Origin of the sequence: Pseudoalteromonas sp. SW0106-04 (assembly GCF_001293805.1) — a bacterium.
GTDB classification, from domain to species: domain Bacteria; phylum Pseudomonadota; class Gammaproteobacteria; order Enterobacterales; family Alteromonadaceae; genus Pseudoalteromonas; species Pseudoalteromonas ruthenica.
This window is the reverse complement of the sequence record NZ_BCAI01000003.1, coordinates 352,145-367,099: the sequence shown is the minus strand read 5'-3', so window position 1 is coordinate 367,099 and position 14,955 is coordinate 352,145. Positions and strand designations below refer to the sequence as shown.

Below are 14,955 nucleotides of genomic sequence, written 5' to 3'. Positions count from 1 at the left end.
ATGCGTGCAGAAAAGCGCTCTCCCAAACCGCCCGCAGGCCAGGCTTCAGCCTTGCAATCACCTAGTCAGGGTAAACCCTGACCTACAACACAACCAAACACCTGTCACCACACCTGTAGGCAAGGCTTTTAGCCTTGCAACATCCTAGTCAGGATGAATCCTGACCTACAACACAGCATCATCTGTCACCACACCTGAAGGCAAGGCTTTAGCCTTGCATCATCCTAGCCAGGATAAATCCTGACCCACAACAGAACTAAACACCAGAAAATCCCACACCCGTAGGCAAGGCTTTTAGCCTTGCATACCCCAGTCAGGATAAACCCTGACCTACAACCAAATATACCATTCTTCCTTCGCGGGGCGCCTATTGGGTGCTATCTTACTGTTTACTATAGAGCAATTGAGTATTGAGAAATGGGAGAACTCTATCATTGGTTTGACTTGCTAGGAGTCGCAGTCTTCGCTATTTCCGGCACTTTGTTGGCGCACGAAAAATCAATGGATGGCTTTGGTGTTATCGTACTCGCTTCGGTCACAGCAATAGGCGGCGGTACACTGCGAGATCTCATTCTCGATATGCCAGTGTTTTGGGTGCATGACACCAGTTACTTTATAACCATATTAGTGACAGTGGCGATAACTATAGTGTGGTTAAATATTCGCCAAAGCTTTCCTCATTTCTTATTGCAATTGGCAGATGCCCTGGGGATAGCCTTCTTTGCAATTATGGGGGCGCAAAAGGCATTGGGAGCAGGGGTGCCAGTGATGACGGCGGTGATCATGGGAGTTTTGACTGGCTGTTTTGGCGGTATGATCCGTGATGTGTTAGCAAGAGAAGTACCTATGCTGCTTAAGGGGCCGCTTTATGCTATTGCCTGTGCTATTGGGGCTGGCTTGTATGCACAACTAGTTAGTATGGAAATAAACCAACAGCTTGCTATGTGGATTGGCGGGCTGACGACACTGATGGTGCGCCTTGCCGCTATTAGATGGCAATTAAGCTTACATGTTTTCCGCTATCACAACTAAACTGTATAGAGAACTAACTAGTGTAGGAACAAGGATGTGTCACTGGCTCATGTATTTACTCGTGCTCAAGTCGGTATAGAAACACCACAGGTGACGGTTGAGGTCTATCTTGGCTCCGGGTTGCCCGCATTTAATATAGTTGGGCTTCCTGAAACCTCGGTTAAAGAAGCCAAAGATCGGGTACGCAGCGCATTGGAGAACAGTCACTTTGTGTTCCCCAGTCAAAGAATAACGGTGAATTTAGCCCCCGCTGACTTACCTAAGGAGGGTGGCCGTTATGACTTGGCTATCGCTATAGGTATACTTATCGCCTCAGGGCAGCTAACGGTGTCGCAACCCTTGGCTTGTGAGTTTTTAGCTGAGCTTGGGTTAGATGGTAAGTTAAGGCCTGTACGCGGGGTGTTACCGGCAATGATGGCGGTGAGAAATGCGCAGCGTACAGCATATTTGAGTTCAGAAAATGAAAGGGAAGCTGAACTTGTCGCTGATGCGCAGTGCAAATGTGCAAATTCGCTGCACCAAGTTTGGCTAGACCTCAATAATCAGCAGTCGCTACCTTTGCTCCTGCCACAGTCCGAGATGGTTAATGCCAGCCCTGAACTGCCAGTTGATTTTAGTGAGGTGAAGGGCCAAGAGTTGGCGAAACGTGTACTTGAGATAGCTGCTGCCGGCGGACACAATGTCTTGTTTACAGGCCCTCCTGGTACTGGAAAATCAATGTTAGCGCAGCGCATGGCAACGATTATGCCACGGATGACGACGGATCAGGCATTACAGACCGCAGCCGTATATTCGGTTTCAGGACACGATATTGATTTGGCGAGTTGGCGGCAGCGACCTTTTCGTTCTCCACATCATACCTGCTCAGCAGTAGCCCTTGTTGGCGGCTCATCAAAGCCAAAGCCCGGAGAAATATCACTGGCACACAACGGTGTGTTGTTTCTTGATGAGTTGCCAGAGTTTGAGCGCAAAGTTATTGATAGTCTGCGTGAGCCCATGGAAACAGGTGTCGTCACTATCTCTAGAGCCGCGATTCAAGTTGAGTTCCCTGCACGGTTTCAACTTATTGCAGCGTTAAACCCAAGCCCAACAGGACATCATACCGACAAAAGAGCCAACCCTGAGCAAGTGCTCCGCTATTTGTCTCGTATTTCTGGGCCATTTGTTGACCGCATAGACTTACAGATAGAGTTATCTAGAATCCCCAGCACTGAGTTATTGAAAGACAGTAAACAAGAGTCAAGTGCTACGGTCAGGAAGCGCGTTGAGCAAGCTTATGAATTCCAGCTGCAGCGCCAAGGGGTTGTGAATGCCTTACTATCCAATAAAGAGCTCAGCCAACACTGTCGTTTAGATGCGAAAAGTCATGAATATTTGGCGCTAGCTAGTGAGCGCTTACAGTTATCTCCGCGCTCGCACCATCGTGTGATAAAAGTAGCTCGAACTATTGCCGATTTGAATGCGATGGCGAATATCCAAGTAGAGCATATTAAAGAAGCGCTAAGCTACCGTGCCTTTGAACGTCTACTGGCTCGGCTTGGGGAATAGCCATTGCGCGGTTATTTACCAGCTGTTAACATTGGCGCTTAGAACTGCTAGGAGTGAACAATGAAAGCGTGGATTTTAACCGTAGCGCTTGCCCCCATGTTAAGCTGGGGTAATGCCAATGAAGCGATGGACCTGTATTTAAATCAAGATTATCAACGCGCCTTTACTCTTTTTGAAAAGACGGCCGAGTTAGGCGATGGTCGCAGCCAATTTAACTTAGCTGTACAGTACCTACGTGGTCAAGGCGTTAAGGCCGACCCCGTTAAAGCGTATGCATATTTCTCTGTGGCGATGGCCAACGATTTCAAAATGGCGCAACAGGCCCGAAAGTCTGTTATTAAGCGTCTAAGCAGTGATGAATTACAACGGGCACAGCGCCTAGCTCAGCAGCTGATTGCCGAGATTGGTCGTCAAGGTAGCGCCACTGTACGCTATGAACTAAGCCGTGCACTGACATATAACCCCGCACCAAGCAAACGCATTAATCCACCCACTGAATACCCTAGCGGACTAAAGAGCGATGGGGTCCCTGGTGTCGCGAGCTATATTTTTGATATAGATAGTCAAGGTATTCCGAGGGATTATATTTTACTGCACAGCTACCCTGCACCAGAGTTCGCACAAAGTATTGCCGAAAAGCTGGATGAAACACGCTTTAGTTATTCAGGTGAAGTATTTCATAATGCGGTTATACGAGGGGTGTTTAGTGGCTCACCTGATAGCGAGGTGATGCAGCAGTTACGTACCAAGCAGCAACACTTATTACAGCAAGCCCGGCGTGGAGATGTTGATGCTCAAGCTGAGTTGGCTGAACTGCTAAGAGTACTCGATTATCAACCTGAGTTATGGCCAGTGGATAGCGACGTGCAAGTTGTGGCAAAGCAAGCGCCAATGGTCCGTTTTAATTCGATTACACAGCCTGATTTTACTCCTACAAAAACGATTGACCCCAGTTACTATAATTTCAACTACCTAGTGAACGTTGATAATCAGGGGCGTGTTCAAGAAGTGTCGGCTTTTGAGCATATTGATATCCCCAGTCAATTAGACGAGCATGCGCGGGAAGTGATGAGTCAGTGGTCACTGGGTGCAGAGCAGGGATTGTTGGGTGATAGCAACTGGTATTTAGCACGGTTTTTTTACAATAACCAAGAGCAACAGGCGAGCTATGAGAACCACAGCGTAGTAGCTTACGCTGATGTAAAACCTTTGGTTAATAAAGAGAAGGAGCAGCAATGGCGCTATTGGCAGCTCAAAGCTGCGGCAGCTGGGCATAGCGATATGCTTTATCAACTCGGAATTAACTGTAACCAACGATTGCTACTCGAAGCCGCCGAGCGCCAGCATAGTCGTGCCCAGCTCCAGCTTGGTCGTTGTTTACTTACGCAAGCATCAGGGCAACGAGAGCAATTGGAGCTAGCTCGCTACTGGCTTAATGAGGCCGCTAAGCAGGGTGAGTTAATTGCGATGCGAGAGTTAGCTGGGTGGTATGTTCGCTACTCGGATAATGGCGCACAGCTCAAAAATGCTATTGCCCTTGCGGAGCGGGTCAGTGATGAGACCGACCATCCTTTAGCGTACGCCTATTTAGCGGCCGCTCACGCGAAGTTAGGTAATTTTGATGAGGCGATCGACTACCAAGAACAGGCTTTGAGTGAAGCAGAAGATCAGTCTTATGTGCAACAGCCTTTTGAGCAAACTCTAGCGGCTTATCAAAAGGGGCAGCTCATTTTTTAGCTAGAAGAGAGCATATAACCCTTGCCACGAACAGTGACAATACGTTTTTGCTCTTTTTCATCCCCTAACTTTTTGCGTAACCTGCCGATAAGAACATCTACCGTTCTATCGGTTGGGCTCCAATCTGGCTGGCCTATTTCTTCCGATACTTTCTCCCGTGATGTTGCCTTGCCAGCATTGGCAATCAGGCAAATAAGCACCTTATGCTCGGCTTCGGTTAGGCGCATCTCCTCACCTGTTGCGGTAACGAGAGTGCGATTATCTGGATGAAGCTTGAAATCTGCATATTCAATGTACTCGGTAGAGTCTTCTTGACTTGCCGAGCCGTTTAAGCGCTTATAAACCGCACGCATTCTTAACTCGAGCTCTAACAAATCGACAGGCTTACAAATATAGTCGTCTGCGCCTTGTGCAAGTCCGGCAATACGATCGGATTGTGAGTCTCGGCTTGAGAGCACGATAACGCCGATTTCTGTCAAGGTAGTCAGCTCTCTAGCCAACATCAGGCCGTCCTGCTCTGGTAGTACAATATCGACAATGGCCAGTTGAATCGGCTGCTGGCCAGTTGCTTGTGAGGCTTGAACCATAGGCAAAGCATTACTACCCGTAGTATCTACGTGGATAGTAAACTCAGTGCCCGTGAAGTGATTCTCTATGCGCTTTACCAGCAACTCATCATCTTCAACAAGTAATACATTAATCGACATTCAAATACACCTAGAATCAAACAGACAGCAGCGACTGCATTCAATATTATCAGCTTACTCAATGGGAACAAATTTCAACCATACTTTACGATAAAGTTGAAGTTTTTGCATTATTCTCTGGCTGCATGGGGGCAGCCTAGGAAAGAAGAATATCTGAATGTTGGTTCAATAAACAGTAGTTGGCACGCTTAGATTGTTAACAACTGTTTCAAAGGTGGGTTCACTCAGTTGCTAGCTTGTGTTGTTTGTTGTTCAAGCCAGACGAGTAAATCCTCTCGAGAAAGCGGCTTGCACACCAGTGGCCCCTGAACATACATATGTGGAAAGCGTTGAGCTAAGTAGTCTAACTCCTGCGTGCTGCTTAATCCAACGGCACATAAGCGTAACTTGCGGTCAGTGGCCAAATCATCCAAGCGATAGACTATCTGTTGCGCAAAATTGTCGCGTTCAATATGAGAAATGAGAGGTTGTCCCACTTTGATTTCATCAAGTGGCAAACTCCTCAGTTGCTCCTCCTCAGTAAAACCACTGCCGAAGTCGTCTAAAGAAAGCTCAAATCCACGCATTTTCAAGCGGCTAATGGTCTCTAGAATATGTTTATCATTAAGTGGCTGATGCTCTGTCATTTCAATCAAGATGTCTGCTGGAGCAAGTTGATTAAGTGATAATATTAACGCTAACTTGTCAGGGCAACTAAGGTCTGCGAGCTGGCAAGGGTGGAGATTAATTGCCAGTTTTAGGTGCGAGCCATACGCGTGCCGAAAAGAACTTAAATCTTTGGCAGCCTTCTCAATTAGCTGAAAGGTCAATAAGTTAAGTAACTCATTGTCACGAGCAACGTCAACGAAGCACTCAGGCATGGAATCACTATCTTGATAGCGGGGAAGTATGCGTGACATCACTTCTAGGCTCACCACTTTACCGTTACTAATGTGTCGCTTGGGCTGGTAAAGAGGAAGGACACGGCTGTGACTAATGGCGTCTAAAAGGGCGATTTCAGAAACGGTGCGCAAAGGGTCTCTAGAAGAAGCATGTAAACATTCAAGTTTCTGAATTAGGTGCTCAACATAATGCAAGTGCACGGGCTTTTCTATATTTCCCAACAAATGTACTTGGTGCTGCCTAGCTACGCGTGCTGCAAGGGCAATTATCTCTGGGTGCATCTCGGATACAATGACAACAGCTCCTCCGTATTTGAGCTCCCCGAGTTTACGCATAAAAGCCATACCGTCCATGCCGGGCATGTTCAGATCTGTTAACACAATATCGTAAAGGCTAGGCGCTTTTTCGATCGCCGCATAGGCCGACTCAGCGTCATCGAATGTAGACACTTCCTCAATACCTAGTTCATTAAACACCGCCCGCAGCACCACTAAAATGGCTGGTGAGTCGTCGACGATGGCAACACGGTATTTATGTTGCAGATTGGCTTGCGTGTAGGTTTTCATCCATTCTCCCTCTAATCCCTTATTGTAATGTAGAAGTGGTTGCTAAGCCCTGCAACTAAATGACACGAGAATTATTGGTAATTATCTAAAAACCCACCCTTTTGTATTGTTTTATGCCACTGTCAGCAAAATAATACTGATGTAGCCGCCAGTGATGAGTAATTGAATGATACAAAAGCCCATGATGTCTTTTGCTTTTAACCCAGCAATCGCCAGTACAGGGATAGCCCAAAAAGGTTGAATAAGGTTAGTCCAAGCGTCTCCCCAAGCGACAGCCATAGCCACCGAAGCGATAGGGACTTCTAACGCTTGTGCGGCAGGAATAACAAGAGGTGCTTGAAGCGCCCACTGGCCTCCTCCTGAGGGGACAAATATGTTGACCAATCCAGCGCTCAAGAAACTTAAAAGAGGCAGCGTTTGGCTATTCGCTAAAGACATCAGTGTGGCCGATATATTCTCAGCAAGTCCGCTATCACTCATTATGGCCATCAGCCCTGCATAGAAAGGAAATTGGATAACAATGCCACTGCCACTGCGAACAGCCTCATACAGATGCTCGAGCAGAGAGTGTGTGCTGTGATGTAGTAGAAAAGCGCAAAATAAAAACAGCGTAATAACGACATTAAGATTAAGCCCGCCCTGCTGTTGCACAAAGAAATGAGCTAGGTAGCTGAGACCCAGTAAGCCAACTACAACACACGGCCAACGAGCGTGGTCTATTCCTTTCGCTGGCGGCTTTACAGTTTTATCCTTGGATTGTAAACGTGTACGGTCTACATAAACGCTGTGCTGAGGCTTAGGTAATAATAAATAGTTGATAGTAGGTAGTAAGATAGATAATCCCAGCAATAAAGACAGGTTCAGGGTTGAAAATAGCGTATCACTCGTGGGTAGAAGACCAATTTCACTTTCGCTAAAGTGTCCCGGTGTCGCTATAGTCAATGGCACAGAACCAGAGAGCCCACCATGCCAAACAATAAACCCAGAGTAAGCGCTGGCCACTAAGACGCGATAGTCGAGACGGCAGTATTGTGCCACGGCTTTGGCAAATAATGCACCAGCGACCAAACCAAAGCCCCAGTTAATCCAACTTGCTAGCATAGCTACAAAGGTTGTTACTATAACTGCTAAAGCAGGTGAATTTAATCGCCGCGCCACGGCATGTAAGTACCGTGATACAACGGGCGTTGTGGCCAATAGGTAGCCGCTGACCAACACCAATAACATCTGCATTGCAAAGCTCAGTAGGTTGCTTAAGCCACTTCCCCACATATTCAATATGGCAGTTGGCGAATGAGGTGTAGATAACAAAGCACTGAACATCGCTAAGAATGTAAGCAAGATCACTATAACAAGAGGGTCGGGTAAGTACTTTTCCACTAGCGCTGCGAGTGGACGAGATAATGTTGTTAACATAGCCTGATGATGTATTTTTATTCTGAATGAACCTGTATTAACATATTTCATGGTCAGCAAAAAAGGCTAACTTTTAGCATGAACAACTAAATTATGCTTTTGTTATCCAAGTGTTTATTTTTAACCTATTGAAAATAAGGCTATTTTTACTTGGCCTGAAACTTGATAAGTAAAAGAGAAACTAACTATATATTGAGGTAATTATGTCAGGACAAGGCTCTGGTGGTAATGTCATTGCGGCGCTATGTAACGTGTTTTTCCCTGGGTTAGGACAACTTGTTCAAGGTCGCATCTTAGCCGCGCTGCTTTTTGCGATTTTTGTTTTCGGTGGTGCGGCACTGTGGTGGTTGATTGTACCGGGTATCATCGCTGCAATTGCCTATGTATGGGCCATTATCGACGCTGCGAAGTATCGCCGAGATTATTAGAATAGCTGCGATAATATGCCCCTCAATGATGGGGGGTGCTCATTTTATTATCAATTCAGCAACATTTTGAGGTTAAAAATTTTTATTGTTGCTTAAAAAACATCTATCTACGCGATCTATTTATAAACTCCTTCTCTTTGTAAATAAAAATCGAAAATTAAAGGTTTATTCTCATTAATTTAACATATTTGGCTTTTATTATTCTGCTTTTGGCATTTTGATATGGCTCGTAACGCCATGTGAATGTTGAGTTTTTATTCTTTGTGATTAATATTATGTTCACCTTGTTATCTCAAGGTGAACATAATATTGGGTTTGTTTTTATTATATCTCTATAATGGAAACCTTACAGGGAAAACAAAATGAAGAACTATAGTAAATTATCAACAGGTATAAAGTTGGCACTCTGTGCGGCTAGCTTAGGTGCATACTCTGGTTTATCCTATGCGGCTGAGGAAGGTGTTGAAGAAGTAGAGCGTATTCAGGTTACCGGATCGCGGATTCGTTCAGCCGAAGCGATGTCAGCTTCACCGATTCAAGTACTTGACGGTGCTAGTATTGATAAGTCTGGTACTCTAAACCTACAAGACTTATTAATGGAAAATCCAACCTTTGGTACTCCAGCAATAAGTCGAACTAACTCTAACTTCTCTACATCTAGTGGTGGTGTTGCTACTGTTGATCTACGTAACTTGGGTACAGCGCGTACCCTAGTGCTAGTTAATGGTCGTCGCTACGTTTCAGGTGTTCCTGGCAGCTCGGCTGTCGATTTAAATACTATTCCAGCGCAATTTGTTGAACGCGTAGAAATTATGACCGGTGGTGCGTCTTCGGTATATGGTTCAGATGCTGTAGCTGGTGTTGTTAACTTTGTGCTCAAAGATGATTTTGAAGGTATAGAGTTTGAAGGTCAGTATGGAGAATCTGCAGAGGGTGACAACACTGAGAAGCAGTTTTCTGTAACAACCGGAACAACAACCTCTGATGGTGCAGGTCAAGTTATGTTCCACCTCGGCTATTCTGACCAGGGTGCAGTATATTCACGTGATCGTGATATCTCAGCTGTTGACCAAATTTCGGCTATCTATTTCAACGACCCGTATGAAAACCCAGGTTCAATTTTTGAATATGTCCGCCCTTACTACTCAAGCTTCTCACCTCAGGGTCGCTTTGATGCTGGCGATACACGTTTCACTTTTGATGAAAACAACAACCTAAAAGAAGGTTTTGACACCAACGGTGATAACGGTCCTGCTGATGGCTTTAACCGTTCTGGACGTCGTACTATTGCGATCCCAACCGAGCGTTACCTTTTCGCATCCAATGGTAGTTATGAGCTTGATGATAACCATAAGTTCTTTTACGAAGCGACTTATGCAGCGACAACATCGGTAACTGAACTCGAGCCTTTCCCGTTCGCATCAGATGATATTTACAGCAATGGTCGGGTACCTATTGAATTTATGCGAAACGGTGAGCTTCTGCGTAACCCATATGTTCCAGATGCCATTTATAACAGCGCTACAGACACTGATGGCGATGGCATGAGGGATATTTTCTTCGCTAAGCGTTTAGCTGACATTGGTAACCGAGGCTATCAGGCTGATCGTGATACCTTCCGCTTTACCACAGGTTTTGAAGGCCAAATCAGTGACAACTGGTACTACGACGCTTATTACATCTACGGCAAAACGAAAGAAAACCAAGTTTCTAATGGCCTAGTTAACGTGCAAAACTTCCGCTATGCATTAGAAGCGGTTACAGATACCCAAGATCTGGATGGCGATGGCATTACAGACGAAGCAATCTGTCTTGATGAGACAGCACGTGGTTTTGGGTGTACACCAATTAATGTATTTGGTTTTAACTCAATCACTAGCGACGCATTCGACTATGTTAAAGCGCCAAGTATGTTGTCAACGCGAGTAGAGCAGGAAATTATTGGTGCTAACTTCACTGGTGAGCTATTTGAACTGCCTGCTGGTTATGTTGGTGTGGCGTTCGGTGCAGAGTACCGTGAAGAGTTTTCACGTAGTGAGTTCGATGCCCTGCAGCAAGCTGGCTTGAACGCAGGTAATGCTATTCCTGCTACAGAGGGTGAGTTTGACGTTACCGAATATTATGTTGAAGCGAACGTTCCTGTATTAGATAGCTTGTCACTCAAAGCAGCAGTACGCCTTTCTGACTATTCTACAGTAGGCAATACTGAAAGCTGGAACGTGGGCTTAGATTGGACTGTCGTTGATGGTGTGCGTGTTCGTGCAACGCGCGCTCGTTCAACTCGTGCTCCTAACATCGACGAGTTGTACTCACCACCTAGCCAGACTTTCCCAAGTGATCTTATCGACCCTTGTAATGGTGTCACTGCTTCTTCAAGCGGCGCTGCAGCGGATGCATGTCGTGCTGATGCTGGCGTAGCTGCGAACATCGCTGAAAACGGTGAGTTCACACTGAATCAATCTGATATTCAAGGTATCAGTGGTTTCAACCGTGGTAATACTGAGCTTACCGAGGAAGTGGGTGACTCTTTCACGGTCGGTATCGTGTTAACTCCTGAGAACATTATCTCAGGCCTAGATATCACTATCGACTATTTCGATATTGAAATCGAAGATGCAATCGTATCAACTCCTCGTCAATTCATTCTTGATCAATGTTATGGCGGTGGTGATACAAGCTTCTGTGATTTCATAACACGTCGTCCAACGAATGCTGGTAATAACAGTGCGGGCTCTATTGAGTTTATCGATTCAGGCCAATCAAACAGTGGTGGTACCGCAACTGAGGGTGTCGACTTAACTGCAACTTACTCAACTGACCTAGGTCCAGGTATGTTCAAGTCGCGTCTAGCTTATACTTACCTAATTGATGGTTACGATATTCCATTACCAGGTGCTGATAAGGACAACTGGGCGGGAGAAATTGGTTACTCTGAGCACAAAGCAAACTGGACGTTTGGCTATGACGTCGATGATTTCAGTTTCAACTGGTCAATGACCTATATTGGCGCAGCTGACTTTGATGATCAATTCTTAGCTGGCCTTGTAAGCGACAGTGCGCCAGATGGTTTACCTGCAGGTTATATCGGTATTGGCAGTGAGGTGTATCACGATATTCAGCTATCTTACTACATCACTGAGCAATACGAGCTATATGGTGGTGTTGATAACTTACTTGATAACGAAGCACCACGTATCTTAACGGGTATATCAGGTAATGACACTGGCACAGAAACTGATGCGGGTACTTATGACCCTATCGGTCAGCGCTTCTATGTTGGTATTAGAGCTAAGTTCTAATTATTACTGTTAAAGTGCATTATTAAGCCCCTCGCAGAGGGGCTTTTTTTATGAGCTTAATACAGCCAGCCATAAAACAAAGCTCACCACACTTAATAGCGTGCTGAGCACAACCGCACTGGCTAAGGTGGCTGACTCTCGTTGCAATTGTTTGCTCACCAAATACGCATTAACCCCTAAAGGAGAGGCGCTAAGTAGCACCAAAAGCAAGGCTTGCTCTTGAGCTAAAGCAAATCCGTAGGTCGCGGTTAGGTATACAAGCGTCGGCAATACTGCGAGCTTTAACAAGGTTAACGTAAGAGCCGATTTGATGCCTGGCTTGATCTGATAATGGTGCAGGTTTGCCCCAAGCACAAATAAGGCGCCGGCGATGGCTGGCTCTGCCAATAATGTCAGTCCTTCATTGATTACCTGGGGTAGCGCTAAATTGACTGCATTCGCTAACAGCCCTAGGGCAATTGCCAGTATTACCGGGTTGATAACTAATTGCCGGATGATGTTTGGCCAAGTAACGCGCTGCTCTTTACCGGCGAAGCTGTAAGTTAGCAAAAACAATAACGCACTATGAAAGGTGATGATGACGAAAACCGTTGCGGCTACGTGCTTACCGAGTGCTTGCATCGCGATAGGTAAACCGATAAGTACAGTATTGGAATAGCACGCCCCAAGCGCGCGAATGGCGCTTATACTCCACTGCCCACAGCGGCACCGATAAAACCCCAGTACCAGTAGATACAGGCCGATAACGGGAAGATAGAAGCTAAGCATGACATCGAGGCTGACTGCTTTGCTGAGCTCAGCTTGGGACATATTAACAAACAAAAAAGCCGGAATGCTGATGTAAAATACAAAGCGGCTTATGCCACTAAGGTGTTCGGCTGTTAAAAACGAGCGTGCTGCACTAATGTAACCGGCTGTCGCCACGAAAATGAGTGGAAAAATTATTGCTAGGGTGTTGAACATAATCGATATAGGAAGCCGACAGGGTAGGCGTATACTAACATGATGCCGTTAGTGCTGATATCGCAGTACAATGAGCAGCTCGATTTAGCGTATCGATATTGCTATTATGCGCGCCGCATCTTTTTGGCAGCACTATTATGGAATACCAACTCTACTCAGACCCAACATGGGGTAAGCGGGTAAAAATATCTGACGAACACCGGCTTATTGCCCGTTGGTTCAATGACGAGCTCTATGAAAACGATGAGCTCATTGAAGCGTTTTTTACCGCTCTTGATAGCACTGCAGAGCAGCTCGTGCAGGGACGAGAAATGAGGTTGCTACTCGGTGATGGTGAGGCGTGTTTTCAAAGTCATGGCTTATTTCATGACGACGAGCAGACATTGGCGCTTTATAGTGGTGACGACCTCGCACTTGATGAATCGGAGCTGCAAGCATGGTGCGGAATCGAGGATTTACGTGCGTTAGCGAGTGCGTGGCGGCATTTTCGCTAAGGAGTATGGCGCTCTAACAGGCTACTGAGGCGGGCGATGCGCTCGCTCATACCGAGTATCAATTGATCTTTTATTTTCTCACGCACCACCACAGGTAATTTAGTTAAAGCCAGTGGCTCAATGGCTAACACTATGGCGTCGGTGAGCGCTTTGGCATTGGTGCTGCGCTCGCGGTGGGCAATAAAGGCACCTTCACCGACAAAGTCGCCAGGTCGAATATGGCCCAGTTCTTTATGGTCAGATTGGCGGAACACTATCAGCTCGCCGCTTAACACGATATATAACTGCTGGCTTTGCTCGTGCAACTTGAATACGTAACGCCCTTGTTGGCATAAGTACAGCTGCGAGAATGACTCTAAGAGCATTTGCCGCTCGGCTAACTCAAAGCTGCGAAAGAAAGGCACGCGATTGATAATCTCCATGCGTTTATACATGGCAATATGTTCAATCAGCTTCATGCCTATCCTCTTCGTCGGTGCGTTAATTGGCGTTTATATTGCGCTCTTTTAGCTTACGCGTCAACGTGTTGCGGCCCCAACCGATGCGTTGAGCAGCATCCTGTTTATGCCCTCCACAGCTTGCAAGGGCCGATTTAATCAGCCTTGTTTCCAGCTGTGCCTGAATTTCTGGCCAGACATTGTCTTTGCCTTGCTTAAACTCATTGTTTAGCCATTGTTGGAATAAGTCCAACCAATCGGCATCAACTTGAGACGTTTGCGCATTGAGTATTTCTGGCGGCAAGTCTTCTGCGGTTACGTACTCACCGGGAGCCATTACCGTTAGCCAGCGACAGGTGTTTTCAAGTTGCCGCACGTTTCCAGGCCAATTGAATAAGCGCATTTGATCGCATGCTTGAGGGCTTAGCGTCTTGCTATCAATTTTTAACTCTTGTGCGCTTTTATTGAGGAAGTATTCTGCCAGTTGCTCTATGTCTTCTGGGCGTTCTCGCAAAGCTGGCAGCTTTAAGCGAACCACATTTAAGCGGTGGAACAAGTCTTCTCGAAACTTACCTTGTTGAGCTAAACGCTCTAAATCCTGGTGAGTGGCAGCGATAATACGCACATCGACTTTTATACTTTGATGGCCGCCCACACGGTAGAATTCGCCATCGGCGAGTACACGCAGCAGGCGAGTTTGCACATCAAGTGGCATATCGCCAATTTCATCAAGAAAGAGCGTTCCGCCATTTGCTTGTTCGAAGCGCCCTTTACGGACGCTGTCAGCCCCAGTAAACGCGCCTTTCTCATGACCAAATAACTCGGACTCCACCAAATCCTTAGGGATGGCCGCCATATTTAAGGCGATAAACGGATTGTCTTTACGTGGGCTGTGCTGGTGTAAGGCACTGGCAACCAGTTCTTTACCGGTGCCAGACTCGCCATTGATAAGTACGCTCATGCTTGATGCACTCAGCTTGCCAATGGCGCGAAACACCTCTTGCATGGCGGGGGCTTCACCGATAATAACTGAACGCTTTTGTTCACTATTGGCCTTTTTCGCTTTTTTCTGCGAATGCGCACGCATGGCTCGCTCAACGACGCTAACGGCTTCTTCTAGGTCGAAGGGCTTGGCTAAGTATTCAAAGGCGCCTTTTTGGAATGCCTGCACTGCGGAGTCTAAATCTGAGTGAGCCGTCATAATGATCACCGGCAGATTGGGGTTATCTTCGCTGATCTGCTCCAATAAGCGCATACCATCCATACCCGGCATGCGCACATCCGAGAGCAACACGGCTGGTTTTGAAAACTCCAAGGCACTGAGTACATCATGAGCGTTGGCGAAACTTTCTACCTCATAGCCTGCACGGGAGAGTGCTTTTTGTAATACAAAGCGAATTGACGCATCATCATCGACTAGCCAAACAGATTTCATCGTATACCTCG

12 protein-coding genes are annotated in these 14,955 nt (G+C 46.3%); 6 read left to right on the top strand and 6 right to left on the bottom strand.

The features are described from left to right. The first annotated feature begins 417 nt into the window (after positions 1-417). Genes W04_RS06310 through W04_RS06300 form a run of 3 tightly spaced genes read left to right on the top strand, consistent with a single transcriptional unit; the run spans position 418 to position 4,317 of the window. Positions 418-1,032 (top strand): trimeric intracellular cation channel family protein, encoded by a 615-nt coding sequence (locus tag W04_RS06310; RefSeq protein WP_045980470.1) that lies wholly within the window; start codon positions 418-420, stop codon positions 1,030-1,032. A gap of 36 nt (positions 1,033-1,068) precedes the next feature. After that, positions 1,069-2,580: a YifB family Mg chelatase-like AAA ATPase gene (locus W04_RS06305; protein WP_053910213.1), complete on the top strand. Its 1,512-nt coding sequence runs from the start codon at positions 1,069-1,071 to the stop codon at positions 2,578-2,580. A gap of 60 nt (positions 2,581-2,640) precedes the next feature. Continuing rightward, positions 2,641-4,317, top strand: coding sequence for an SEL1-like repeat protein (locus W04_RS06300; RefSeq protein ID WP_053910212.1), 1,677 nt, complete (start codon positions 2,641-2,643; stop codon positions 4,315-4,317). Here W04_RS06300 and W04_RS06295 read toward each other — a convergent pair. The 3 genes from W04_RS06295 to W04_RS06285 all read right to left on the bottom strand — a co-directional run bounded on the left by W04_RS06295 (position 4,314) and on the right by W04_RS06285 (position 7,888). After that, entirely contained in the window at positions 4,314-5,024 is a 711-nt protein-coding gene (locus W04_RS06295) for a response regulator transcription factor (RefSeq protein ID WP_045980468.1), read from the bottom strand. The genes W04_RS06300 and W04_RS06295 overlap by 4 nt on opposite strands. A 224-nt stretch (positions 5,025-5,248) precedes the next feature. After that, positions 5,249-6,472 carry an EAL domain-containing protein gene (locus W04_RS06290; protein WP_022946695.1) on the bottom strand — a complete coding sequence of 408 codons (1,224 nt, stop codon included), beginning with the start codon at positions 6,470-6,472 and terminating at the stop codon, positions 5,249-5,251. Between the two features lie 111 nt (positions 6,473-6,583). After that, positions 6,584-7,888 (bottom strand): short-chain fatty acid transporter, encoded by a 1,305-nt coding sequence (locus tag W04_RS06285; protein ID WP_053910211.1) that lies wholly within the window; start codon positions 7,886-7,888, stop codon positions 6,584-6,586. Positions 7,889-8,091: 203 nt separating this feature from the next. Between W04_RS06285 and W04_RS06280 the strand changes: the two genes are divergently transcribed. Then, entirely contained in the window at positions 8,092-8,316 is a 225-nt protein-coding gene (locus W04_RS06280) for a hypothetical protein (protein ID WP_022946693.1), read from the top strand. A 362-nt stretch (positions 8,317-8,678) separates the two neighbouring features. Next, entirely contained in the window at positions 8,679-11,615 is a 2,937-nt protein-coding gene (locus W04_RS06275; RefSeq protein WP_022946692.1) for a TonB-dependent receptor domain-containing protein, read from the top strand. A 48-nt stretch (positions 11,616-11,663) separates the two neighbouring features. On the opposite strand, the gene W04_RS06270 is transcribed toward W04_RS06275, so the two are convergent. After that, complete coding sequence (locus W04_RS06270; protein ID WP_053910210.1) at positions 11,664-12,578, bottom strand: AEC family transporter; 915 nt, start codon at positions 12,576-12,578, stop codon at positions 11,664-11,666. 137 nt (positions 12,579-12,715) lie between these two features. Here W04_RS06270 and W04_RS06265 point away from each other — a divergent pair, with 137 nt between their 5' ends. Next, positions 12,716-13,072, top strand: coding sequence for a YacL family protein (locus W04_RS06265; RefSeq protein WP_053910209.1), 357 nt, complete (start codon positions 12,716-12,718; stop codon positions 13,070-13,072). Here W04_RS06265 and W04_RS06260 read toward each other — a convergent pair. Both W04_RS06260 and ntrC read right to left on the bottom strand, forming a co-directional pair. Then, the gene (locus W04_RS06260; RefSeq protein ID WP_053910208.1) at positions 13,069-13,530 is read right to left on the bottom strand and encodes a cyclic nucleotide-binding domain-containing protein; all 462 of its coding nucleotides are present in this window, start codon (positions 13,528-13,530) and stop codon (positions 13,069-13,071) included. The genes W04_RS06265 and W04_RS06260 overlap by 4 nt on opposite strands. A 22-nt stretch (positions 13,531-13,552) precedes the next feature. Beyond that, a complete protein-coding gene (gene ntrC, locus W04_RS06255) occupies positions 13,553-14,944 on the bottom strand; it encodes a nitrogen regulation protein NR(I) (protein ID WP_022946688.1) in 1,392 nt (463 codons plus the stop codon). Positions 14,945-14,955: the final 11 nt, after the last annotated feature.

Coding starts and splice junctions, on each gene's coding strand:
- W04_RS06265 (WP_053910209.1), top strand. CDS start 12,716: ATGGAATACCAACTCTACTCAGACCCAACATGGGGTAAGCGGGTAAAA.
- W04_RS06300 (WP_053910212.1), top strand. CDS start 2,641: ATGAAAGCGTGGATTTTAACCGTAGCGCTTGCCCCCATGTTAAGCTGG.
- W04_RS06295 (WP_045980468.1), bottom strand. CDS start 5,024: ATGTCGATTAATGTATTACTTGTTGAAGATGATGAGTTGCTGGTAAAG.
- W04_RS06290 (WP_022946695.1), bottom strand. CDS start 6,472: ATGAAAACCTACACGCAAGCCAATCTGCAACATAAATACCGTGTTGCC.
- W04_RS06285 (WP_053910211.1), bottom strand. CDS start 7,888: ATGTTAACAACATTATCTCGTCCACTCGCAGCGCTAGTGGAAAAGTAC.
- W04_RS06275 (WP_022946692.1), top strand. CDS start 8,679: ATGAAGAACTATAGTAAATTATCAACAGGTATAAAGTTGGCACTCTGT.
- W04_RS06260 (WP_053910208.1), bottom strand. CDS start 13,530: ATGAAGCTGATTGAACATATTGCCATGTATAAACGCATGGAGATTATC.
- W04_RS06280 (WP_022946693.1), top strand. CDS start 8,092: ATGTCAGGACAAGGCTCTGGTGGTAATGTCATTGCGGCGCTATGTAAC.
- ntrC (WP_022946688.1), bottom strand. CDS start 14,944: ATGAAATCTGTTTGGCTAGTCGATGATGATGCGTCAATTCGCTTTGTA.
- W04_RS06270 (WP_053910210.1), bottom strand. CDS start 12,578: ATGTTCAACACCCTAGCAATAATTTTTCCACTCATTTTCGTGGCGACA.
- W04_RS06310 (WP_045980470.1), top strand. CDS start 418: ATGGGAGAACTCTATCATTGGTTTGACTTGCTAGGAGTCGCAGTCTTC.